The following is a 22655-nucleotide window of genomic DNA, read 5'->3' as shown; positions in this document are numbered from 1 at the left end:
AGCGGTCGTCGAGCCGGTCCGCGATCTGACGCGGGGTGAGCAGCCGCAGCCGGGCCGCCGCCAGCTCGATGGCGAGCGGCAGCCCGTCGAGGCGGGCGCAGATCTCGGCGACTGCGGCCGGGTCGTCGGCGGGGGTGAAGCCGGGGCGGACGGCGGCGGCGCGGTCGGCGAAGAGGCGGTGCGCGGGGTCGGGGGGCAGGGGGTCGACGGGGCGGACCGTTTCGCCGGGTACGCCGAGGGGTTCGCGGCTGGTGGCCAGGATCCGGACGCCGGGGCAGTGGGTGAGGAGGTGTTCGGCGAGTTCGGCGGCGGCGCCGATGACGTGCTCGCAGTTGTCGAGGACGAGGAGCAGGCGGCGGTTGGCGCAGTGCTCGACGAGCTGGGCGGCGGGGTCGTCGGCGGGGGCCTTGTCGCGGGCGACGAGGGTGCTCTCGCGCAGGCCGAGGGCGCTGAGGACGGCGCCGGGGACGGCGGCGGGGTGGTCGAGGCGGGCGAGTTCGACGAGCCAGCCGGGTTCGGGGTGGTCGGCGGCCGCGTGCTCGGCGAGCCGGGTCTTCCCGGACCCGCCGGGCCCGGTGAGGGTGACGAGCCGCAGCCGGGCCATATCGCGGCGAAGCCCGGCAAGCTCGGGCTCCCGCCCGACGAAGGAGGTAAGCCGAGGCCGAAGGTTCCCGGCACGCTCGCCGGGCTGGGCGGGCTGGGCGGGCTGAGCGGGGGGTGCGGGCTGAGCGGGGGGTGCGGTTGCCGCGGGGGGCACGGGGTGCACGAGCGCCGTCGGCCCCGCCGGGGAGGCGGGGTGCGCTGGCGGCACGGGGTGCGCGGGCGGCGCTGGCGGCGCTGGCGGCGCGGGGTGCGCTGGCGGCACGGGGTGCGCGGGCGGCGCTGGCGGCGCTGGCGGCGCGGGGTGCGCTGGCGGCGCGGGGTGCGCTGGCGGCGCGGGGTGCGCTGGCGGCGCGGGGTGCGCTGGCGGCGCGGGGTGCGCTGGCGGCGCGGGCGGCGCTGGCGGCGCGGACGCCGAAGGCACGGATGCCGCTGGGGGCGCGGGGTGCGCTGGCGGCGCCGCCAGGAACGCTGAGGATGCGGGATGCGCCGGAGACGCGGGCGCGGCTGGGGGCACCGGCCGTGCCGGGGGCGCGGATTTGGCCGGAAGCGCGGGTACTGCTGGAGGTGCCGGTACCGCGGGAGGCACAGATACCGCGGGAGAGGCAGGGGATCCGCCGTACGCCGGGGTTTCGGCGAGTGCAGGGGAGGCGGGCGGTGCTGGAAGTGTCGGGTTCTCGGCGGGGGCCGGTGACACGGTTGCCGGTGGCTCCCCCGAGGACCCAGGTGCTACGAGGTGCGCCGCGGGCGCGGAGGAATCCGGCGAGGCGGCGGGTACGTGGCGCACCGGAAGCGCAAAGGCTCCGGGGGACGCCGGGGACACCGGGGACACCGGGGACACCGGGGACACCGGGGACACCGGGGACACCGGGGACACCGAGGGTGCCGGCTGCACCGGGGGCGCCGGGGTCCCGGCGGGCGCCGGGGAATCGGTTGCCGCCGACTCCCCCGAGGACTCGGGGGCTGCGGGGTGCGCCGCGGGCGCGGAGGACTCCGGGGAGGCGGCGGGTACGTGGTGCTCTGGAGGCATTGGGGGCGCCGCCCCAGGTGTCGGGGATGCAGGGTGCGCAGGGGCCACATGTAACACCGGGGCTGCGGAGGTTGCCGGGTACGCGGTTGACGCCGGGGACCCGGGAGCTTCGGGACGCGCTGCGGGCGAGGGCGCCTCTGTGGCCACCGGGGTTGCCGGGTACGCGGTTGGCGCAGGGGACCCGGAGTGCACCGGAGGTGTCGGCGTCAGTACGGGTGCCAGGGACTCTGCGGACGCCGGGTGCGCCGGAGGCGCGGGCGCTGCTGGTGCCCGGGGTGGGGGCGTCGCTGGGGGTGTCGGGGTTGGGGGGTGGAGGAGTTCTGTGTGGAGGGCGGTGAGTTCGGGGCCGGGGTTGGTGCCGAGGGCTTCGGCGAGGGTGCGGCGGGTGTCCTCGTACGCGGCGAGCGCGTCGGCGGGGCGGCCGGACGCGCGGAGGGCGCGGAGCTGCTGGGCGCGCAGGGGCTCGTCGTACGGGTGCTCCCGGATCAGCGCCTCGATCTCCGGGAGGAGGGACGCCGGGTCGGCGGCCCCGCTGCGGAGTTCGGCGTCGATCCGGGCGCGGAGGGCGGCCGCGCGGTGCGCTTCGGGGGTGGCGGCGTAGGCGGTTCGGGCGGGCTCGGGGAGGTCGGCGAGGGCGGGGCCGCGCCAGAGGCCGAGGGCGGTGCGGAGGGTTCCGGCGGCGGTGGCGGGGTCTGCGGCCAGCTGCCCGGCGCCCTGGCGGGCGAGGCGGGTGAAGCGGTGGAGGTCGACGTCGTCGCGGTCGGCGACGGCGAGGCGGTAGCCGCCGGCGGGGTCGGCGGGTACGGCGTCCCGGCCGCCGAGGGCCCGGCGGAGCCGGGCGACGAGGGCCTGGAGGGCGGCGGGGGCGTCCTGGGGCGGATCGTCGCCCCAGATGTCGTCGACGAGGTCGGCGACGGTGGCGGCGGCCGGGCCGCCGGCGCGGAGCGCGAGGGCGGCGAGGAGCGCGCGCAGGCGGGCGCCGCCGATGGGGATGGGGGCGCCGGTCTCGTCGCGCGCCTCGGTGACGCCAAGGATGAGATACCGCACCGGGCAATTCTGCCTTGCCCTTGCCGGGGGTGCCGGGGGGGTTTCGCGGAGCCCGCGCTTCGGGTGCCGACGGGACTGCCGGTGGGCGGGTGCCGCGCCGCGCCTGGGACTCCGCCGCGGAGCGCCGGATGTGCCGGGGCGATGGCTGCCGGTACGTGGGTGCCGCGCCGCTGCCGCGGGGGCAGGCCCCCAGGCCCCCAGCGCCTCAAGCACCAGCGGCGCCGGATGTGCTGGGGCGGCGGCCGCCGGGGCGTGGGTGCCGCGCCGCTGCCGCAGGGGTATGCCCCCAGGCCCCCAGCGGCTCAAGCACCAGCGGCGCCGGATGTGCCGGAGCGGCGGCCGCCGGGGCGTGGATGCCGCGCCGCTGCTGGGGGCAGCAGGCCCCCGCGTCTCAAACGCCGACGGGGCCCGGATCGGCGGACTGCCGGTGGGCGGGTGCCGCGCCGCGCCTGGGACTCCGCCCCGGAGCGCCGGATGTGCCGGATGTGCCGGGGCGGCGGGGCGGCGGGCGCCGGTGCGTGGGTGCCGCGGCGCTGCTGGGGGGCCGGACCGGCGGGCTGCCGGTGGGCCGGTGCCGCGCCGCCCCCCGACCCCGGATCCTGCCCCTCAAGCCTCGGCGAGGCTGCATTGGATGCGCCGGAGCCACGGCCGCAGTCGGGCGAGCGGCTGGTACGCCGCTGCGGGGCGGACGCCGGCCGGGCCGCAGCCGGGAGCAGGTGCCGCTCCGATGGCGGGGCATCGCCCAGGGGCCCGCGTCCCAAGCGTCGGCGAAGCCGGAAGCGTGCTGCGGGACGCCATGTGCCCCGCCTGGTAGGCCCGTTCAGGGGATTGATGTCGGGCTATCGAGGCTGGTTGTGCGCCGAGGACGTTGGATGTGCCGGGGCGTGGGTGCCGCGCCGCTGCTGGGGGTAGCAGGCCCCCGCGCCTCAGACGCCGACGGGGCCCGGATCGGCGGACTACCGGTGGGCGAGTGCCGCGCCGCCCCCCGACCCCGGCCGCCGGTGGGTAGGCGCACGCCGCGCCTGACGGCTCCGCCCCACACCCAGCGCCTCAGACGCCGGCGAGGCCGCATTTGGATGCGCCGGAGCCGCGGCCGCGGTCAGGCGAGCGCCTGGTGCACGCTGCGGGGCGCCGGCCGGGAGCAGGTGCCGCTCCGATCGCGCGGGCACCGCCCCGGGCCCCGCGTCCCAAGCGCCGGCGAAGCCGGATGCGTGCTGCGGGGTGCCATGGGCCCTGTCCGGTGGGCCCGTTCAGAGGCTTGATGTGCGGCGAGGGTGCCGGATGGGCCGGGGCGGTGGCTGCCGGCATGGGCGCCGCGCCGCTGCTGGCGTGTCCGGATCGCGGGCTGCCGGTGGACCGGTGCCGCGCCGCCCCCGGACCCCGGATCCCGCCCCTCAAGCCCCGGCGAGGTCGGGTGTGCCGGGGCGGCGGGCGCCCGCGGGTCAGGACAGGGCGGGGCGGGGGGTGGGGACTCCTTGGGGGACCGCTCTGCGGCGGGGGGTGGACGTGCCCGTCCAGCACGTGCCGCGGCGGGACAGGAGGCGGCCCAGCCACAGTTCCATCGAGACGAGTTCCGCCAGGCCGTCCAGGGGGACCGGGTGGCCCTCCGCCGCGTCCAGCAGGGCCTGTTGGACCACCCGGGCCTCGATCAGGCCCGCGTCCGCCAGGAGCGGGGCGGTGAAGAGGGACAGCAGCGAGGGCAGCGCCGCCCTCAGGCCCACTCGGGTCGCCGTTTCGTTCGGGGTGTGGGTCGGGGCGCCCCAGCCCGGCGGGAGTTCGCGTACGCCCGCCGAGGAGAGGACGGTGCGCAGGATCGCCGCCCGGGCGCCGGGCTGGACCCGCAGGGATTCCGGGAGGACGCGGGCCGCCCGTACGACCTGGTTGTCCAGGAACGGGGCGTGCAGGCGCTGGCTGCGGACCTCCACGGCCTGTTCGAAGACCCGGTGGTCCGCCGCGTGCCGGGTCAGCGCGGCGCGGGCCCGGGCCTCGCCGGGGCGCAGGGAGAGGGGCGGGCGGCCTGCGGCGGTTGCCAGGCGGATCGATACTTCCGCCAGGGCCTCCCCCGTCAGCCAGCCCGCCGCCGGGCCCGGGCGGGACCAGGTCAGGGCCGCCAGCGAGGCGTCCACCGGGTTCGACGCGCCGCCCTCGACGGCCCCTTCGCGCAGCCGGGCCGCCGCCGCCTCCATGCCCGCGCGGTACGGCGTACGGGCGAGCCGGCGGGCCGCCGAGTAGACGGAGAACGGGACCAGCAGGGACAGGGCCGAGTCGCCCGGCGCCGAGCGGGCCAGCGCGGCGACCGGGCGCAGCAGGTGGCGTCTGCGGCGGTCCATCAGGAGGTCGGCGAGCCGGGCCGGGTGCGCGTCGAGGACCTGGCGGGCGCCGTGTCCGACGAAGTGGTCCGCCGAGCCGGCCGCCAGCCGGCGCCGCTCGCGGGCGGCGGTGACCAGGGAGGGGCCGGGTTCGTCGGTGAGGGGGCCGTCGAGGTCGGCGTACGGGAGGGCCTCCTCGGCGGCGGCCACGACGACGTGGTGCAGCCGGGGGTTGGCGGCGATGGCCCGGGCGCGTTCGAGTTCGGCCTCGCGGCCCTGGGGGGTGGCCAGGTCGTTGAAGGTGACGGCCAGCAGCCGGCCGCCGGACTGCCTCGTCACCGTGCCGGGCGCCCCGGGCAGGCCGGCGGCGAGCAGCGCGAGGGTCGCGGAAGCGCTGCCTCCGGAGAGGTCGGCGCCCACGCCGGGCGCGGGCGCGGGTGCGCCCCGGGCCGCGCGCCGGTCGGCGGGGCCCATTCCGGGCACCGGGCCGGGGTCGTGGGGCGGCGTGTCGGGGGCATGACGCGGAGCCGTGAGCCGGGCGCGCACGGCATCCACCAATGCTTCGCGTACGCCCTCCACCGCGTGGTCGGGGTCGGCCGTGGGCGCCGCCACCGCGAGGGAGGCCACCGGCTCGTAACCGGTGATCTCGCGCGAGCCCTCGCGCAGGATCAGCGCGTGCCCGGGCGGGATGCGCCGCACGCCGACGTACGGTGTGCCGTCGCCCAGTGCCTCCGGGCTGTCGGGACAGGCCAGCAGGGCCGCGAGGTGGCCGATGTCGAGCTGCGCCTCGATGAGGTCGGCGAGCGGCAGCGCGGCGGTGGCGTACGCCGTCCCGCCCGCCCAGGGGGTGTAGAAGACGGGCCGGGCGCCCGCGAGGTCGCCGACGACCGTGATGCGGCGGCCGGTCTGGACGACGGCGGTGTAGCTGCCGGACCACTGGGTGAGGTGGCGCAGGGCTCCGCCGCGGGCGGCGAGGAGCGCGCTGCGCAGTTCGGCGTCGGTGGCGCCGCAGCAGCCGAGGACGGCGAGCCGGGTGAAGGGGTCGGCGGGGTCGGCGGCGAGGGTGCGGATCTCGTCGGGGCGCCAGTCGCCGACGGCCCAGAGGGGGTCGGGGTCTCCCCAGAGCAGTTGGGCGCCGACCGGGACGACGGTGCGCTCGGCGGCAGGGTCGTCCGGATGGGCGGCGTCGGCGTCCGCGAGGCCGCCGCTCACGGGGCCGCCGGGACCGCCGGGGTCGTAGGAGCCGGCGGGGCCGGATCCGCCCTGGCCGAAGACGCGGCCGGCCGTGCCGAAGCTCGCGGCGATACTGCTCCAGCCGACCAACCAGCGCACCGCCGCCTCCCCAGCCTGTGGGCAAATGACCGGGGCGGGAACGTCGTGGTCAGCGCTGAGGGCGCGGCCGACGGGACCCCGGGTGGCTCGGGGTCCATGCTGCCACGAGACAGGCGTGCGAGAGTGATCCAGGAGGGCGCACATGCAAACGAACACCCCGCGGACACGCGGTATTTGGCGTTCCGTTCCCACCGCCCCATAGGTCGGTTTCGGCCATTCTTCGGCCGTACTGAGGCCGTACTGAGGCCGTACCGAAGCCACGCCGAGGCCGCACCGCGACGGCACCTCGACCGCACCGCGGCCGCACCACGAGCACACAGCGGGCGCACTGAGCCCGCACGTGGCGCCGCCGCACGCCTTGGGGCGCCCGGCCGCACCGGCCCGCGGGCGCGGTCCGGGAGGCGGGAATCGCCCCCCGGACCGTTCCGCCACCCGCGGGGATTGAGGCGGCGGCATCCCCCGGCCCGCCGGATCCACGCAGCGGGCCGACCCACGCAGGGCACATCGAATCGCCGGGCCCGCTGACCGGCCAGAGCGCACGGGCGGGCGCACGGCCACACGCACGGAGCACGGGAGGGGGCGTGCGCCTGCGGCGCGGGCCCCGCCCCGACTGTGCGGGCGGACAACAATCCCGCCATACGGAAGTCGGGGCCTTAACGCTTGGGAGGCGGGGAACTACGCTGGGTTTACGAAATGCCGGGCAACTATGCCCCGGCGGCGTATGCGTTGTGTGCGTTCCGCGTGTGACGAGGGGTGGCGCATGTCCAGGGAGCTCCGCGAGCCCAATGAGAAGCTCGGCGCCGTCCTCGCCCTCGCCGGCATCAGCAACGCCGGGCTGGCCCGGCGGGTCAACGACCTCGGCGCACAGCGCGGCCTGACGCTTCGTTACGACAAGACGTCGGTGGCCCGGTGGGTGTCGAAGGGGATGGTGCCGCAGGGCGCGGCCCCGCATCTGATCGCCGCCGCCATCGGCGCGAAGCTGGGGCGGCCGGTGCCGCTGCACGAGATCGGGCTGGCGGACGCGGACCCCGCGCCCGAGGTAGGCCTGGCCTTCCCGCGGGACGTGGGGGAGGCGGTGCGCTCGGCCACCGATCTGTACCGGCTGGACCTCGCGGGCCGCAGGGGCGGTGCCGGCGGCGGTGGCGGGATCTGGCAGTCGCTGGCCGGCTCCTTCGCGGTGTCCGCGTACGCGACGCCCGCCTCGCGCTGGCTGATATCTCCGGCGGACGGTTCGGTGGCGCGCGAGCCCGCGGCCCCGCCCCGCGAGACCGTGGCGTCGCGCGAGCCGGCGGCGGGCACGGCGTCGCCCTCACCGATGTCCTCGTCGCCTTCCTCTGCGTCTTCGCCGTCTTCTTCGTCTTCTTCGCCGTCTTCGCCGTCTTCTTCGTCAACGGGTTTGCCCGCGCAGTCTTCGGGTGAAACGCCGCACGCCCCGCCCGGGCAGGCGCCCGTACCGGCGGCCGTGCCCGTCTCCGCGCCCGCCGCGGTCGTGGGGCTGTACGACCCGGCACCGCAGCGCGTGGGCCACAGCGACGTGACCAAGCTGCGCGAGGCGGCCGAGGACGCACGCCGCTGGGACTCCAAGTACGGCGGCGGGGACTGGCGTTCGTCGATGGTGCCGGAATGCCTGCGCGTCGACGCGGCGCCGCTGCTGCTCGGCTCGTACAGCGACGACGTGGGCCGCGCGCTGTTCGGCGCGACCGCCGAACTGACCCGGCTGGCCGGGTGGATGGCCTTCGACACCGGCCAGCAGGAGGCGGCCCAGCGCTACTACATCCAGGCGCTGCGCCTGGCCCGCGCGGCCGCCGACGTACCGCTGGGCGGGTACGTACTGGCTTCCATGTCGCTCCAGGCGACGTACCGGGACTTCCCGGACGAGGGCGTGGACCTGGCGCAGGCGGCCGTGGAGCGCAACCGCGGCCTGGCCACGGCGCGCACCATGAGCTTCTTCCGGCTCATCGAGGCGCGGGCGCACGCGAAGGCGGGCGATTCGGCGGCCGCCGGGGCGGCGCTGCGGGCGGCGGAGGGCTGGCTGGAACGGGCGCGCGAGGGCGACCCGGATCCGACCTGGCTGGGTTTCTACTCGTACGACCGGTTCGCGGCGGATGCGGCGGAATGCTACCGGGACCTCAAGCTGCCGCGGCAGGTACGGCGCTTCACCGAGCAGGCGCTGTCGCGCCCGACGGAGGAGTACGTGCGCTCGCACGGGCTGCGGCTGGTGGTGAGCGCGGTGGCGGAGCTGGAGTCGGGCAACCTGGACGCGGCGTGCGCGGCCGGTACCCGGGCGGTGGAGGTCGCGGGCCGGATCTCCTCGGCGCGGACGACCGAGTACGTACGGGACCTGCTGCACCGGCTCGAACCGTACGGGGACGAGCCGCGCGTGGCGGAGCTGCGGGAGCGGGCACGGCCGCTGCTGGTGGCGCAGGCGTAGAGCCGCCGGCGTCGCAGGCGGAGACCCGCGTGGCCGCATTGTCAGTGGCGGGGTGCAGTATGCAGGGGTGGGAGGTGGCGGCTTGGGCGGCGGCATGGGCAGCGCGGGCAGGGTCGACTGCGATGTGCTGGTGATCGGCGGTGGCATCGTCGGCCTGTCGACGGCGCATGCCCTGGCGCAGCTGGCTCCGGGGACGCGGGTGGTGGTGCTGGAGAAGGAGTCCGGCCCCGCCCGGCACCAGACGGGCCGCAACAGCGGGGTGATCCACAGCGGGATCTACTACCGGCCGGGATCGCTCAAGGCGCGCTTCGCGGTGCGCGGGGCCGCCGAGATGGTGAAGTTCTGCGCGGAGCACGGGATCGCCCACGAGGTCACCGGGAAGCTGATCGTCGCCACCGGCCGGGACGAGCTGCCGCGGCTGCACGCGCTGGTGCAGCGGGGCCGGGAGAACGGCATCCCGGTGCGCGAGCTGGGCCCGGCGCAGATCTCGGAGTACGAGCCGGAGGTGCAGGGCCTGGCCGCGATCCATGTCGGCACCACCGGCATCGTGGACTACGGACAGGTGGCCCGGCAGCTCGCGGAGTCCTCGGGGGCGGAGATCGTCTACGGCGGGGCGGTGGACCTGATCTCGCGGCGCGCGTCGGGGGTGGCGGTCCGCACCACGTCCGGGCTGGTGGTCCGCTCCCGTGTCCTGGTGAACTGCGCGGGCCTGCAGTGCGACCGGGTCGCGCGGCTGGCCGGCGACGACCCGGGCATGCGGATCGTGCCGTTCCGCGGGGAGTACTACGACCTGGCGCGGCCTTCGCTCGTCCGGGGGCTGGTCTACCCGGTCCCGGACCCGGCGTTCCCCTTCCTCGGCGTGCACCTGACGCGCGGGATCGGCGGCGGGGTCCACGTCGGGCCGAACGCGGTGCCGGCGCTGGCACGCGAGGGGTACGGGTGGGGCGTGGTCCGGCCGCGGGACCTCGCGGACGAGCTGGCCTGGCCGGGATCCTGGCGGATGGCCCGGCGGCACTGGCGGTACGGGGTCGGCGAGATCCACCGCTCGCTGTCGAAGCAGGCGTTCACGGAGGCGGTACGGCGGCTCCTGCCGGCGGTCTCGGCGGCGGACCTGGCCCCGGCCGGGTCCGGGGTCCGGGCGCAGGCCGTGCTGCGGGACGGGACGCTGGTGGACGACTTCCTGATCAAGGAGGGGCCGCGCACGGTGCACGTCCTGAACGCGCCGTCGCCGGCCGCGACGGCTTCGCTCCCGATCGGCCGCGAAATCGCCCGCCGGGCCCTGTCGTCGCTCCGCGCGTCGTAGGGCGCCGTAGCCCGCCGGTCCGCTGCCTCCGGGCTCCGCTTCCGGCTCCGCTCCGGCCCCCGCGCGGACCCCGGCCCCGACCCCGCGACGCACACGCCGGCGCGGCCGGTCCGGGCCGGGGCCGTAGAATCCGGGCATTGTGTCTGAGTCCCTCACCCCCCAGCCCAGCGCCCCGGAGACCGTGCCGGAGGCGAATTCCTACGTGCCCCCGAAGTGGCGGACCGAACCGCGGTTTCCCGACGGGCCCGCCCCCGATCCGGCCGGTTCGCACCACGAGCGGCGGATCCGGAGCTTCCAGCCGCGGCGCAGCCGGGTCACCACCGGGCAGGGCGAGGCCCTGAAGCGGCTCTGGGGGACCTGGGGGCTCGACATCGACGGACACTCCGTCATCGATCTCGACCAGCTGTTCGGCGGGCGCGGGCTGCCCGTCGTCCTGGAGATCGGCTTCGGGATGGGCGAGGCCACCGCGCAGATGGCCGCCGCCGACCCCGCGACCGGGATCCTCGCCGCCGACGTGCACACCCCCGGCCAGGGGAACCTGCTCGCGCTCGCCGAGCGGAGCGGGCTCGACAACGTCCGCGTCGCCAACGGCGACGCCATCATCCTGCTCCGCGAGATGCTGGCGCCCGACTCCCTCGCCGGCCTGCGCGTGTACTTCCCGGACCCGTGGCCCAAGGCCCGCCACCACAAGCGGCGGCTGATCCAGCCCGAGTTCCTCGACCTGGCCGCGACCCGTCTGGCCCCCGGGGCCGTACTGCACTGCGCGACCGACTGGGAGCCGTACGCCGAGCAGATGCTCGAAGTACTCACCGCGCACCCGGAGTTCGAGAACACCCAGGCGGACGGCGGCTATGCGCCGCGGCCCGATTTCCGGCCGCTCACCCGGTTCGAGGGGCAGGGCCTCGACAAGGGGCACGTCGTGCACGATCTGCTCTTCGCCCGCCGGGGCAACGTTTCCCCGAACGAGTAGAGAAACCGGACACGTCACTCCGCGTGTCAGAGCGGCTCGCTAGAGTCATCGTGTGTTCCGAGGTGTGTTCCGAGCGCTCCCTGCTGTCCGCAGTGTCCGTGCGTGCGTGCTCGCCGTGCTGTCGCTGTCGGGGCCGGCGATCCTCGAACTCGTGCGGGAGCAGACCGGTACCGCGGGGTTCTTCGTCGGCCTCGGGCTGGCCGTGCTGCCGGTGCCGCCGCTCTTGGCGGCCTTCCGGTGGCTCGGCCGGGCCGCGCCCCGCCCCTGGGCGCAGTTGCTGTCCTGCTTCGGCTGGGGCGCCTGCACCGCGGCCCTGATCGCGATACTGGCCAACAACTTCGCCACCGAGTGGATAACGGCGGCCACCGCCGATGCCTCGGCCGCCGACCGGCTCGGCTCGGTGGCGATCGCCCCGGTGGTCGAGGAGAGCGCCAAGGCGGTGGCCCTGCTGCTGGTGTTCGTGTTCCGAAGACGCCAGTTCACCGGCCCCGCCGACGGGTTCGTGGTGGCCGGGTTCACCGCCACCGGCTTCGCGTGCACCGAGAACGTCCTCTACCTCGGCAACGCGTTCGGCGAGGACGTGGAGAGCGGCGCCGCCGCGCTGGACTCGGTGACGGCGGCGACCTTCTTCGTACGGATCGTGGTCTCGCCGTTCGCGCACCCGCTGTTCACGGTGCTCACCGGGCTCGGCTTCGGCGCGGCCGCGCTCGCCGCGGGCCGGGTGCGCCGGATCGGGCTGCCGCTGCTCGGGCTGCTGGCCGCGATGGGTCTGCACGCGCTGTGGAACAGCTCGTCGCGGTTCGGGGAGTACGGGTTCTACGTGGTCTACGGCTGCGTGATGGTCCCGGTGTTCGGGCTGCTGGTGTGGCTGGCCGTGCGGATAAGGCGGCGCCGGCTGCGGGCCGTGGCGGGCGAGCTGGCGGTGTACGCGGCCGCGGGCTGGCTGCGCCCGGCCGAGGTGCCGGCCCTGGTGTCGATGCCGGCCCGGTCGCTGGCGCGGGCGCTGGCCCGGTCCACCGGGGGCCGGGCGGCCGGGCGGGCCGTCGCCTTGTACGAGGCGGACGCGGCCGCGCTGGCCCTGCTGCGGCACCGGGCCCGGCACGGGGGACCTGCGGGGGTGCCCGATTTCGCCTGCCGGGAGCGGGAGTTGCTGCAACGGCTGTGGCTGCGCAAGGCGACGGCGGGGCCCGCGCTCGCCCGGGCCGCGGTCATGGAGGATCTCCTTCCGCCCCGCCGGGTCCCCCTCGCTCCCCTGGAACCCCTGGAGCGGGTCTTCGTACCGCCGGCTAGACGCTCAGGCCCTTGGACTCCAGCCACGCCAGGGGGTCGATCGTCGAGCCGCCCTTGCGTACTTCCAGGTGGAGATGGGGTCCGGTGACGTTTCCGGTGGCGCCGACGCGGCCGATGGTGTCGCCCGCGGCGACCGAGCCGGAGGTCACCGACATCGAGGACAGGTGGCAGTACCAGATCTCCGTACCGTCCTCGAGCTCCAGCACGATCCGGTAGCCGTACGCCCCGGACCAGCCGGCAGAGGTGATCTTCGCGGCTCCGACGGCCTTGACGGGGGTGCCGGTCGGGGCGGCGAAGTCGAGGCCGGTGTGGTGGCCGGAGGACCACATGGAACCGGCGTCGCCGTAGTGCGAGGTGAGGGTGTAGGCGGAGGTGGGGAGGGAGTAGCTGCCGGCGAGCTTGGCGGTCCGCTCCTGCTCGGCCTTGGCGTCGGCGGCCTCCTTGGCCTCCTTCGCCGCCTTCTCGGCGGCCAGGCGGGTGTCCTCCACCTCCTTCTGGGCGGCCTCCCGTTCGGCCTTGGCCTCCGCGGCGGCGGCCTCCTGCGCCTCCCGCTCGGCCTGCGCCCGGATCTGGGCCTCGGCGGCGCTCTCCTGGGACTCGGCCTGCTGGAGGATGCGGCCCACCAGGGTGGTGCCGGCGTCGGCGTGCTGAGCCGCCTGCTGCGCGATGATGCCGGTCGACTTCGCGGAGGCCCGGGCGCCCGCCGCGGGGCCCTCGGCCTCCGCGTGCCGCTGCCCGTCGCCCCCGCCGCCGCCCATGCCGAAGTCGGGCAACGAGGGCATGGAGATGGCGACTTGGGGCCGGTCCTGCGCGGTGGCGATCCCGCCGGCGCCGACGGCCGCGATGACTCCGACGCCGAGCACGGTGGAGCTGCGGGCAAGTCCCCCGCGCTGCTTGGCGACCCGGTGCTTGCCGCGGGGCGGGCGGGCCGAGTCCTCGGTGGGGTTCCACTCACCCCAGGCGCCCGCGGTGGGCTCTTCCTGGAGCTCTATGCCTTCGGGGGCAGGCGAGTTGGAGGCCACCGGGCCACACTCCTCAGGGGGACACGCACGCGCACGGCGCCGTCTCTTGCGACGGCTGGGACGACCGCGCTGCGTTATCGAACGGTAATATACGGAGGGGAGTGATTCCAAGCTGTTGCGATGGATCGGTGGCACTAATCAGCCACCCTCTGCGCGGCCTTGGCCATGACTAAAGCCGCCTATGGGGATCAACTCGGGCAAAAATCAAGCAAGATCCACATCTCTCCGGCCACACCCACCCCTTGACGGACCGTCATAAACCTTTCGGGGTACACCTTTTCAATCACACACCGTCACGGAGCGACCACGGGAACGGTACGCCTCCGCTCCGGCTCGCCCTCCCCCGGCCGGCCCACCGCGAGCAGCGCCATGTCGTCCGTCGCCCCGCCGCCCGTGTGCCGGCGCACATCGCTGCTGAGCGCACCGAGCAGCTCGCCCGGCCCGGGGAAGACGCGGCCGGTCAGCCGGGCCGCCGGATCGTAGAAGACCCCCGACGCGTCGCGGGCCTCGGTCAGCCCGTCCGTGTAGAGGAGCAGGGTGGTCCCGGCGGGGAACGGCCACTCCTCGGCCCGGTCCGGCAGGCCCTCGGCCAGCTCCCCCATACCGAGCGGGAGCGCGGGCTCCGCCGGGGCGAGGACCGCCAGACGCCCGTCGGCGTGCAGCAGCAGCGGCTCGGGATGGCCGCGGTTGACCAGGCGCAGCAGCTGCGCGCCCGTCGGGATCTCGCCGAGCACACAGGTCGTGAACCCCTCCACCGAGTCCAGGCTGTCGCGCCGGGTGCCCTCGCGGGTCAGCGCCCGTTCCAGCCGCTGGGCCAGGCCCTCCAGCGTGGGCTCCGTCTCCGCCGCCTCCCGGAAGGCCCCGAGGACCACCGCCACGGCCTCCACCGCCCCCAGCCCCTTGCCCCGTACGTCTCCCACCGCCAGCCGCACTCCGTAGGGGGTGTCCTGGACGGCGTACAGGTCCCCGCCGATGAAGGCGTCGGCCTGCGCGGCCTCGTACCGGGCGCAGACGTGCAGGCCGGCGATACGCTCCGCGGGCTTCGGCAGGACGGCGCGCTGGGCGGCCTCGGCGATCCCGCGCGCCGAGGCGAGCCGCTCGCCGCTGCGCCGGACGACCCGGTTGATCAGGATCGCGAGCCCGGAGACGGTGATCACGGTGACCAGTTCGGTCAGCGCCTCGACCTTCCAGGTGGTGCCGTTGAGGAGGTGCAGCAGCACCACCGCGAGCGAGGCCAGTACGCCGGTGAGGACCGTGCCCCGGAGGGAGGACACCGGGGCGGCGATCAGCGGGGCCGCGGAGAAGAAGGGGGATCCGGTGTAGCCGGGCGGGGTCAGCAGGTCGAAGGCCAGTCCGACCGCGATCAGCACGGCCGGGAGCGCGCGGACCACCTTGCGGGCTGCTCCGCTGCCGGTGCCGCCCGGGTCCTCGTCGCCGCCTTGCTGCCGCCCCAGCCCCAACACGCTGCTCTCCTGCCCGGTCCCTCGCGCGGGTGCGGGCCGCCGCCGCATCGCCCCTCAAGGCTGGCGGCAGCGGGGACCCGGCGTCGACCCGGCCCGGGCCGATCGGGTGAGGGCGGGGACGAGGGCAGGCAGGACGGGCGAGAACGACGAAGGCCCGGTTCCCAAGGGAACCGGGCCTTCGTACTGAGTAGCGGGGACAGGATTTGAACCTGCGACCTCTGGGTTATGAGCCCAGCGAGCTACCGAGCTGCTCCACCCCGCGTCGGTAAACACAACTCTACGTCATCGCGGGGAGGGGCTACGCCAATTAACCTTCCTGCAACCCCCAGGACCGACATATCCGCAGGTCAGAGCGGTGCGGAAGGCTGGAAAGACGGCTTGCATCAGCCCATGGCCAGGCGGAGCAGGGCCAGGGACCCGATGCCGAAGGCGATGGTGAGGTAGAAGTTCCGGGTGCGCCAGGCCAGCAGCAGGGTGGGGACGGCCAGCCAGAGGCCGTAGTTGCCGGGGCCGAGGTCCAGCGTGCCGGAGGGTGCGAACAGGGACGGGGCGAGCAGGGCGGCGATCACCGCGGGCGGCACCTGCCGCAGCCAGACCACGACGGGCCGGGGCAGGGCGGCCGCGGCGAGGAAGAGGGTGGGCACCAGGCGGGGGCCGAAGGTGACGGCCGCCATGCCGGCGATGGTCAGGGCGAGCGCGAGGTCGCTCATCGGCCCGGTGCTCCTTCCTCGTCGCGGTGGTCCGGGCCGTCGGCCGCGGCGTCCGTGTGTTCCTCGCGGGCTGCGATGGCCAGGCCGAAGGTGGCCGCGACGGCCGCCGCGACGAGCACGGCCCAGTACTGGAGGCCGAACAGGGTCAGGCCCACCGCGCCGCCGCCCGCGACGGCGGCGACGGCGAGCCCGCGCCGGTCGGCGATGACCCCGGCCGCCAGGAGGGCCATGAACATGGCGGGCAGCGCGTAGTCGAGGCCCAGCGCCTCCACGTCGGTGACCAGGTCCCCGGCCAGCACGCCCGCGAGCGTGCCCGCCACCCAGGAGGCGTGGACGGCGGTGTTGAAGGTGAAGACCTCCGCCTTGGGGCGCTCCGCGCGGTCCGCGTACTGGGCGGAGTGCACCGCGAAGGCCTCGTCGGTGAGCTCGTACGCGAAGAGCGCCTGCTCGCGGCGGCGCCACCCGGCGAGCCGGGGCGCGATCGCGGCGGACAGCAGCAGATGGCGCAGGTTGACCACGAAGGTGGTCAGGACGATGGCGTACGGGGCGGCGCCGACGGCCAGCAGCTGGAGGGCCGCGAACTGCGAGGAACCTCCGTACACGAAGGCCGACATGGCGACCATCGCCCACCAGGGCAGGCCCGCGGTGTGGCCCAGCACGCCGAACGCGAAGGCCACCGGCACGTATCCGAGCATCACGGGGACGGCCTGCCCGAAGCCCGCCGCCCAGGCGGCCCGGTGTGTGTGGGGCGCCCGGGGGGCGCCGGCCGGCCCGGCCGGGGCGGGGGCGGCCGGTCGGACGGCCCCCGCCCCGGCGGCCCCGGCCACGGCGTGGTGCGCCGGGGCCGGGGGGTCGGTCGCTACAGATCGCACTCGAAGGTCCTCTCTCCCAGGGCCGGGCGGAAGCCCACACCCGTCCAGAGGGCGGTGGCGGCCTCGTTCCCGTCGAGGACGGCGAGGAAGATCCGGTTGACCCCGCGGCGGCGGAAGGCCGCGAGGGTGTCCACCGCCAGCACCCGGGCCAGCCCCAGCCTGCGGTGGTCGGGGTCGACCACGGCGTGGCTGATGCTTCCCCGTACGCCGAACGAGCCGGCGAGCAGCGCCGCGACGACCCGGCCCGAGGGGGTGCGGATCACCCGGCAGAGGTCGCAGGAGTGGGCGAGGTGCCCGGAGAGCAGCCGCTCGTCCTCCCATTCGCAGTACGCGGCCTGCGGCGCGGCCCGCAGCAGCTCGATCACCTGCGGGATGTCGGCCGCCGTCATGGGCTCGGAGACGGCCGGTGCCGTGGTCGGAACATCGGACTCGTACGGCCGCCCGACCAGTACGTGCGGCTCGTCGAGCGCCAGAACTGCGGCGCTCATCAGACCAGCGTCTCGTACGGGGAGCCGGGCAGGGAGAAGGAGATCGCGAGGACATCGCGGTAGCCGCCCTTGTCCTCGGCCGCGCCGAGGCCGGTGACGTGGTGCTTCATGGCGCGGTCCTCGAAGATCAGCGAGTCGAGCGGGGTGAGGAAGGTGCCCTTGGCGAGCGGCTCCTCGTCCCAGCTGAAGACGGTGCTGTGGCCGCCCTCCACGTCGACGCGGGAGATGAGGTGCAGGCCGGCCCAGGGGTATCCGTCGGAGTGGATGCCCTCCGGGACCAGCTCGTTGTACTTGCCCGGGTTGATCTCGATGCGGATCTGGTGGATCTGGCAGACCCAGGCGCGGTCGCGGTACTCGTCCTCGATCGGCAGGTTGTCGAAGTCGTAGCGGACCAGGGCCTGGAAGAGCGGGTTGCGGTACGTGGCCTCCTCGACGTCGCCGAAGTGGCGCTCGATGCCGCCGACGAAGGCGTTCATCGCCTCGCTCTGGTAGTACGCGATGTGGTCGAGCGGGGCGAGCTCGCCGGTGGCCGGCACGTACGTGAAGTCGCTGTAGCGGCGGGTGCGGACGGCGCGGTCGCCGCCGCCGAAGTGGGTGTCGGGGGTGAGCCGGCCCCAGGAGGCCTGGAGGCCGTCGAAGGCGGCGGCGAGCTCGGGGGACAGGGTCAGGTCGGCGGCCGACACCAGGGCGTAGCGCTGCTCGCGCAGGGTGTCGCGGAGGTCGGGGCCTACGGAGGTGATGGTGTCGGGGGCGGGCTTGTGGGCGACGGTGGTCACGACGGTGTTCTCTCTCTGGAGGCGGTGGAAGGCGGAAGTCCGGGCTCAGCGCAGGCCGAGCGACTCGTACGTGGCGTCCAGCTCGGCGACGTCGAGGCCGGCGGCCTCGCGGACGAGGCGGATGGCCCGGTAGATCTGGTTGATGTGCGCGATGTCGTGGCCGATGACCTTGCGGATCATGACCTCCATCGTTTCCCCGCCCTGCTCGCCGTGGCGGCCGGTGCGCCGCCGGTCCTCGGGGGAGAGCGCGCCGAGGAGGGCGACGTTGGAGGCGCGCAGGCCGGTCCAGGCGTCGAGCATCTGGCGGAACGGGAGCCGGGGCAGCGGGGCCCACAGCTGCTCGTCGTAGCCGGGGTAGACGGGGTTGTCCTCGGTGGCCACGAGGCGCCAGCGGAAGCCGTAGACGATGTCGACGTCGAAGAGGTGGCCGACGATGAACGCGGCGGGCCACTCGCCCGGCTCGGGGACGGTCTCGGCGAGCTCGGTGGGCAGGTCGGCGAAGAGCCGCGCCGCCCAGACGGGGGTCTTGGCGAGCACGTCGAACGCGTCGCGTTCGCCGGCGACTTCGAGGAGCGCGGAGACGTACGCGGCGGGGTCCTCGGTGGCGGAGGGGATGTCGATCCGGTGGACTTCGGTGCCGGCTGCGGTGCGGGTGGTCATGCGGAGGTGCCTTTCGGGTGGGCTGGGCGGGTACGGATGCTGCGAGTACGGGTGTCGCGGGTACGGGTGTCGCGGGTACGGACGGCGCGGGTACGGACGGCGCGGGTACGGACGGCGGATCCGGTGCTGGAAGGGGTCAGGCCGCCGGGGCCGGTTCGGGCGTCCCGGCGGGCTGCGGGGTGCTCACCTCCCCGCGGTTGCCCGGGTTGGCGCCCAGGATCAGGAGGGCGCCGAGGGCGGCGACGGCCGCGCAGGCCGTCCAGTGCAGCGGCGGCGAGATGCTGTAGAGGAGGCCGCCGACGGCCGGGCCGAGGGCGCCGCCGAGGGTGTGGGCGATGCCCTCCGCGCCCTGGTAGCGGCCGCGCAGGTGGGCCGGTGAGAACTCGGCGGGGTACGCGTTGGCGATCGGCGTGTACACGGTCTCGGCGACCGTCCACACCACCACCGTCAGCGCCAGCAGCCAGACGGCCTGCGTCGCGCCCGTGAGGGCCATGCCGATGCCCAGCAGGGCGAGCCCGGCGGCGATCACCCGGCGCGGGTTGCGGCGCTCGGTGTGCTTGGTGAGCGGGAGTTCGATGATCACGCAGAGCAGGGCGTTGAGGCCGAGCAGCAGGCCGTACACCTTGTTGTCGAACCCGGCGTCGGTCACGTGCAGCGGGAGCGTCGCGGTGGACTGCCCGTACACGAAGGTCGCGGCGACCATCGAGCCGAGGAAGAGCAGGTACGGGCGGTCGGAGAGCACCTCCCGGTAGCCCCCCTTGCCCCTGCCCTTGCCCTTGGCCGCCGCCTCCGGCGCGGGTGCTTCCACGGGCGGGCGCCCGCCCGGCAGCGTGCTCAGCGCGAGCACGCCGAAGGCGAAGGAGAACAGCGCGTCGCCGAGGAAGACGTACGTGTACGAGGCCCCGCTGAGCAGGCCGCCGACGAGCGGTCCGACCGCCATGCCGACGTTGATGGCCAGCCGCAGGACGGCGAAGGCCGTCACCCGCTGCTTCTCGGGGACCACGTCGACGAGCAGCGCGCCGGCCGCGGGCCGGTAGAGCTGGGCGAAGACGCCGACGAGCCCGACCAGCGCGGTGGTCGCGAACAGCCCGTCCGTCAGCGGGACGAGGGCGGTGGCGGCGCTGCTGCCGAACATCGACACCGCGATGGCGGTACGCCGGCCGAACCGGTCGGCGACCGTGCCGCCCACGGCGTTGCCGATGAAGGCGCCGACTCCGACGACGCCGAGGGCCACGCCGGCCTGGAATGCGGAGAATCCCTGCGCGACCAGGAAGAGCACCAGGAATACGTTCAGGAAATTGCCGAATTTGATGAGGAACATTCCGGAGAAGATCACCCAGGCGCTTCTGGGCAGGTCCTGCAATCGTCGGCGCAAGGGGTCCTCGCCGGCCATGGGGGGGCTCCTTCTCGATCGGGGGATGCATCACGGATGCGGTGGCGTCCACCATGAAACCCGCCGGTCAAGGCCCTGCCCAGGGCTGAGTGCTGGCACAAAGCGGGCTGGCACATTCCTGCCTGAGCATCCGGCCCCAGCATCCGGATGAGCCCGTTTCAAGATCGCCCACGGGCGGCTGCTGCGTCATTCGTGCCGGGCATTCTTGTGCCAGCCCGAATCCATTTCCCGGCCCGGAATTCTGCTGCAGTGTTCTGGCCATGACCGAACACACGCTTCTCGTCGTCGGCGGACGGATACAGACGCTGCGCAAGGCGGCGGCCCTCGGAATCCGCTTCGTGCTGATCCAGCACAAGGACCAGTTCGTGCCCGAGGCCGCCGAGCTGGCCGAGGCCGTCCTCATCGCCGACTACACCGACTGGGACGTCACCCGTCCACTGGTGGAGGCCGCGCAGCAGGCGTACGGATTCACCCGGGTCGCCTCGATCACCGAGCCGGGCCTGGTCCCGGCCGGCCGGATCAGCGACCACCTGGCGCTCGGCAACACGTCCGAGGAGGTCGCCGAGCTGCTGCGCGACAAGCACGCGATGCGCCGCCACCTGGCGGCGTCCCCCTCCCCGCAGGTGCGGGCCCTGTCGGTGGCCGCCGCCGAGGTCGACAGTGCCGAGGCGCTGACCGGCTTCGGCGCCGAGCACGGCTACCCGTTCGTGCTCAAGCCCGTGGACGCCACCGCCAGCCTGGGCGTCGTACGCATCGACGGGCCGGGGCAGGCCGCCGAGGCCTGGGCCGGGGTGGAGGCCCTGCGGGCCCGCACCGACCTCCAGTGGGGGGCGTTCTTCACCATCGGCCGGTTCATCGCCGAGCAGTACATCCCCGGCCCCGAGTACAGCGTCGAGAGCTTCTCGTTCGCCGGCCGGCACATCGTCCTCGCGGTGACCGAGAAGCTCACCGGCGGCGGGTTCATCGAGCTCGGCCACGCCATGCCGGCCCGCCTCGACCCGGCGGACGAGCGGCGTGTCGAGGAGGCCGTCGCCCGCTTCCTGGACGCGATGGGCCTCACCGACGGGGCCGCCCACACCGAGCTGCGGCTCTCCCCGACGGGCCCGCAGATCATCGAGAGCCACAACCGCATGGGTGGCGACCGGATCTTCGACCTGCTGGCCTCGGCCTACGGCATCGACCTCGAAGAGTGGATCGTGGCCTGGCAGTTCGGGCTGATCCCCGCCCTCACCGAGCGCCCCGTCCCCCGCCACGCGGCGGCCACCCGCTTCCTGTCCGCCGAGCCGGGGACGGTCGTGGAGATCCAGGGCGCGGACGATGCCGGGGCCCTGCCCGACGTCATCGACGTGGAGACCACCGTGCGGCCCGGCGACACCGTCGGGGAGCTGCGCGGCAACTGGGACCGGGTCGGCCAGGTGCTGGTCACCGGGGCGGACACCGAGGCCGCCGTCGCCACCGCCGAGCGGCTCACCGAGAAGGTCACCGTCGTCACCACCGGCACCACCCCCCTGCACGCCTCCCATGGAAAGACCGCGTCATGAAGATCCTGCTGATCATGCGGAACACGTACGCGTGGCACCGCGAGCACATCGAGACCCTGGAGCGGATGGGTCTGGAGATCCACCTGGCGACCCGGGTCGCACAGGCAGCCGACGACGGCCGGTTCGCGAACGTCGTACCGGTCCCGGAGGAGCTGGAGGGGGCGGAACTCGCCGAGTTCTGCGCGACCGCGGCCCGCCGGCTGGGCATCGCCTCGGCGATCACCTTCTACGACAGCGACATCGCCGTCACCTCGCGGGTCAACCAGCTCCTCGGGCACGCCTGGCCGCGCCCCGAGGCCGACCTGATCTCCCGCGACAAGCAGCTCCAGCGCTCCTTCCTGGAGCGCCGCGGCCTGCCGGGCCCGAAGTTCGCGGGCGTCACCGGGGTCGAGGCGGGTCTCGCCGCCGCGGAGGCCTTCACGTACCCGTTCATCGTCAAGCCGAGCGCGCTGGCCGCCAGCATCGGTGTCAGCCTGGTCCGCGACCGCGCCGAGCTGGAGCGGGCACTGATCGACGTGGCCCGCCTCGCCGAGGAGTGGGGCGGCTACTTCCCCAGCGACGGCCCCGAGATCGCGCTGCTGGAGGAGTTCCTCCCGGGCAAGGAGGTCACCCTCGACGGGGTGGTCCTGGACGGGACGTTCCACCTGGTCGGCGTCACCAACAAGATGCAGATGCCGGGCCCGTACTTCGAGGAGGACTTCTACACCCTCCCGTTCCGCACCCCGGAGGAGGAGCCGGAGCTGGTCGCGGTCGCCGAAGGCATCGTGGCGGGCCTGGGCGTGCGGCACTGCCTGTTCAACGCCGAGTTCCGGCAGGACTCCGAGGGCCGCTACCGGGTCGTGGAGTTCGCCACCCGGATGAGCGGCGGCCAGAACTACCGCAACCTGCGCGAGGTCCACGGCATCGACGCGGTCCGCCTCTACGCCAAGGCCGTGCTCGCCGGGGACGACGCGTCCGCCCTCGGCACGCTCCTGGACGGCGAGGTGCTCCGGGCCGCGGCCCCGCGCGCCGCCACCTGCATCAAGTTCGCGTACCGGACCGGGACCCTCGTCCGCAACAACCCCGGCGACGCGACGCACTCCCCGCACTTCCGCTCGTACATCCCCGCCTCGAAGCCGGGCGACCGGCTGCGGCGCGCCCCCGAGGGGTGGTACGAGATCGCCGGCTCGCTCGCGGTGGCCGCGCCCTACCGGAGCGCCGACGACATCGACCGGGTGGAGCGGATCGCCGCCGATCTCGACGAGCGGCTCGACGTGGTCGTCGTACCGGCCGCCTGACCGGCCGCGCGCCCGCCCGTCCGACGGCCGACGGCCGACGCCCGACGCCCGACGCCCGACGCCCGAGGCCCGAGGCCCGAGGCGATGTTTCACGTGAAACATCGCCCGACGCCCGGGACTTCGCCCGGCACCCCTTCACTC

16 protein-coding genes and 1 tRNA gene are annotated in these 22655 nt (G+C 75.0%); 6 read left to right on the top strand and 11 right to left on the bottom strand.

The genetic code is table 11. The annotated features are described in order from the left end of the window. On the bottom strand, window positions 1-2677 hold a 2677-nt coding region (locus ACIQU4_RS35010; RefSeq protein WP_403739527.1), incomplete at its 3' end, for a BTAD domain-containing putative transcriptional regulator. Window positions 2678-4119: 1442 nt separating this feature from the next. Then, the gene (locus tag ACIQU4_RS35005) at window positions 4120-6318 is read right to left on the bottom strand and encodes an asparagine synthase-related protein (RefSeq protein WP_403739524.1); all 2199 of its coding nucleotides are present in this window, start codon (window positions 6316-6318) and stop codon (window positions 4120-4122) included. A 760-nt stretch (window positions 6319-7078) separates the two neighbouring features. Between ACIQU4_RS35005 and ACIQU4_RS35000 the strand changes: the two genes are divergently transcribed. The 4 genes from ACIQU4_RS35000 to ACIQU4_RS34985 all read left to right on the top strand — a co-directional run bounded on the left by ACIQU4_RS35000 (window position 7079) and on the right by ACIQU4_RS34985 (window position 12400). Beyond that, complete coding sequence (locus tag ACIQU4_RS35000) at window positions 7079-8749, top strand: sporulation protein (RefSeq protein WP_403739521.1); 1671 nt, start codon at window positions 7079-7081, stop codon at window positions 8747-8749. A 94-nt stretch (window positions 8750-8843) separates the two neighbouring features. After that, a complete protein-coding gene (lhgO, locus tag ACIQU4_RS34995) occupies window positions 8844-10052 on the top strand; it encodes an L-2-hydroxyglutarate oxidase (protein ID WP_403739549.1) in 1209 nt (402 codons plus the stop codon). A gap of 181 nt (window positions 10053-10233) precedes the next feature. Beyond that, the gene (trmB, locus tag ACIQU4_RS34990) at window positions 10234-11022 is read left to right on the top strand and encodes a tRNA (guanosine(46)-N7)-methyltransferase TrmB (RefSeq protein WP_234318313.1); all 789 of its coding nucleotides are present in this window, start codon (window positions 10234-10236) and stop codon (window positions 11020-11022) included. Window positions 11023-11086: 64 nt separating this feature from the next. After that, window positions 11087-12400: a PrsW family intramembrane metalloprotease gene (locus ACIQU4_RS34985; RefSeq protein ID WP_403739546.1), complete on the top strand. Its 1314-nt coding sequence runs from the start codon at window positions 11087-11089 to the stop codon at window positions 12398-12400. On the opposite strand, the gene ACIQU4_RS34980 is transcribed toward ACIQU4_RS34985, so the two are convergent. The 9 genes from ACIQU4_RS34980 to ACIQU4_RS34940 all read right to left on the bottom strand — a co-directional run bounded on the left by ACIQU4_RS34980 (window position 12309) and on the right by ACIQU4_RS34940 (window position 19696). After that, window positions 12309-13334 carry a M23 family metallopeptidase gene (locus ACIQU4_RS34980; RefSeq protein WP_403739518.1) on the bottom strand — a complete coding sequence of 342 codons (1026 nt, stop codon included), beginning with the start codon at window positions 13332-13334 and terminating at the stop codon, window positions 12309-12311. The two genes, ACIQU4_RS34985 and ACIQU4_RS34980, sit on opposite strands and share 92 nt — an antisense overlap. A 293-nt stretch (window positions 13335-13627) precedes the next feature. Continuing rightward, a complete protein-coding gene (locus ACIQU4_RS34975; RefSeq protein ID WP_403739515.1) occupies window positions 13628-14845 on the bottom strand; it encodes a PP2C family protein-serine/threonine phosphatase in 1218 nt (405 codons plus the stop codon). Between the two features lie 140 nt (window positions 14846-14985). Continuing rightward, window positions 14986-15059: transfer RNA gene (locus tag ACIQU4_RS34970), tRNA-Met, on the bottom strand. Between the two features lie 121 nt (window positions 15060-15180). Next, window positions 15181-15507, bottom strand: coding sequence for an AzlD domain-containing protein (locus tag ACIQU4_RS34965; RefSeq protein ID WP_403739511.1), 327 nt, complete (start codon window positions 15505-15507; stop codon window positions 15181-15183). Then, window positions 15504-16379, bottom strand: coding sequence for an AzlC family ABC transporter permease (locus tag ACIQU4_RS34960; protein ID WP_403739508.1), 876 nt, complete (start codon window positions 16377-16379; stop codon window positions 15504-15506). The genes ACIQU4_RS34965 and ACIQU4_RS34960 overlap by 4 nt, the downstream gene beginning before the upstream one ends. Beyond that, window positions 16367-16867: a GNAT family N-acetyltransferase gene (locus ACIQU4_RS34955; RefSeq protein ID WP_403739505.1), complete on the bottom strand. Its 501-nt coding sequence runs from the start codon at window positions 16865-16867 to the stop codon at window positions 16367-16369. Before ACIQU4_RS34955 ends, ACIQU4_RS34960 begins: the two co-directional genes overlap by 13 nt. Beyond that, window positions 16867-17643 (bottom strand): 2OG-Fe dioxygenase family protein, encoded by a 777-nt coding sequence (locus ACIQU4_RS34950; RefSeq protein WP_403739502.1) that lies wholly within the window; start codon window positions 17641-17643, stop codon window positions 16867-16869. Before ACIQU4_RS34950 ends, ACIQU4_RS34955 begins: the two co-directional genes overlap by 1 nt. A 45-nt stretch (window positions 17644-17688) precedes the next feature. Further along, complete coding sequence (locus ACIQU4_RS34945; RefSeq protein WP_403739499.1) at window positions 17689-18303, bottom strand: DinB family protein; 615 nt, start codon at window positions 18301-18303, stop codon at window positions 17689-17691. Window positions 18304-18439: 136 nt separating this feature from the next. Continuing rightward, complete coding sequence (locus ACIQU4_RS34940) at window positions 18440-19696, bottom strand: MFS transporter (protein WP_403739496.1); 1257 nt, start codon at window positions 19694-19696, stop codon at window positions 18440-18442. A gap of 260 nt (window positions 19697-19956) precedes the next feature. Between ACIQU4_RS34940 and ACIQU4_RS34935 the strand changes: the two genes are divergently transcribed. Both ACIQU4_RS34935 and ACIQU4_RS34930 read left to right on the top strand, forming a co-directional pair. Continuing rightward, window positions 19957-21237, top strand: coding sequence for an ATP-grasp domain-containing protein (locus tag ACIQU4_RS34935; RefSeq protein ID WP_403739493.1), 1281 nt, complete (start codon window positions 19957-19959; stop codon window positions 21235-21237). Beyond that, window positions 21234-22514 (top strand): acetyl-CoA carboxylase biotin carboxylase subunit family protein, encoded by a 1281-nt coding sequence (locus ACIQU4_RS34930; protein WP_403739491.1) that lies wholly within the window; start codon window positions 21234-21236, stop codon window positions 22512-22514. Before ACIQU4_RS34935 ends, ACIQU4_RS34930 begins: the two co-directional genes overlap by 4 nt. Window positions 22515-22655: the final 141 nt, after the last annotated feature.

The organism is Streptomyces sp. NPDC090741, from assembly GCF_044769045.1.
Taxonomy (GTDB): domain Bacteria; phylum Actinomycetota; class Actinomycetes; order Streptomycetales; family Streptomycetaceae; genus Streptomyces.
This window is presented reverse-complemented; position numbering and strand designations above follow the sequence as displayed.

Bases quoted from the DNA above. Each gene is read 5' to 3' on its own strand.
- ACIQU4_RS35000 (WP_403739521.1), top strand. From the start codon at position 7,079: ATGTCCAGGGAGCTCCGCGAGCCCAATGAGAAGCTCGGCGCCGTCCTC.
- lhgO (WP_403739549.1), top strand. From the start codon at position 8,844: ATGGGCAGCGCGGGCAGGGTCGACTGCGATGTGCTGGTGATCGGCGGT.
- ACIQU4_RS34975 (WP_403739515.1), bottom strand. From the start codon at position 14,845: ATGCGGCGGCGGCCCGCACCCGCGCGAGGGACCGGGCAGGAGAGCAGC.
- ACIQU4_RS34965 (WP_403739511.1), bottom strand. From the start codon at position 15,507: ATGAGCGACCTCGCGCTCGCCCTGACCATCGCCGGCATGGCGGCCGTC.
- ACIQU4_RS34955 (WP_403739505.1), bottom strand. From the start codon at position 16,867: ATGAGCGCCGCAGTTCTGGCGCTCGACGAGCCGCACGTACTGGTCGGG.
- ACIQU4_RS34945 (WP_403739499.1), bottom strand. From the start codon at position 18,303: ATGACCACCCGCACCGCAGCCGGCACCGAAGTCCACCGGATCGACATC.
- ACIQU4_RS34940 (WP_403739496.1), bottom strand. From the start codon at position 19,696: ATGGCCGGCGAGGACCCCTTGCGCCGACGATTGCAGGACCTGCCCAGA.
- ACIQU4_RS34935 (WP_403739493.1), top strand. From the start codon at position 19,957: ATGACCGAACACACGCTTCTCGTCGTCGGCGGACGGATACAGACGCTG.
- ACIQU4_RS34930 (WP_403739491.1), top strand. From the start codon at position 21,234: ATGAAGATCCTGCTGATCATGCGGAACACGTACGCGTGGCACCGCGAG.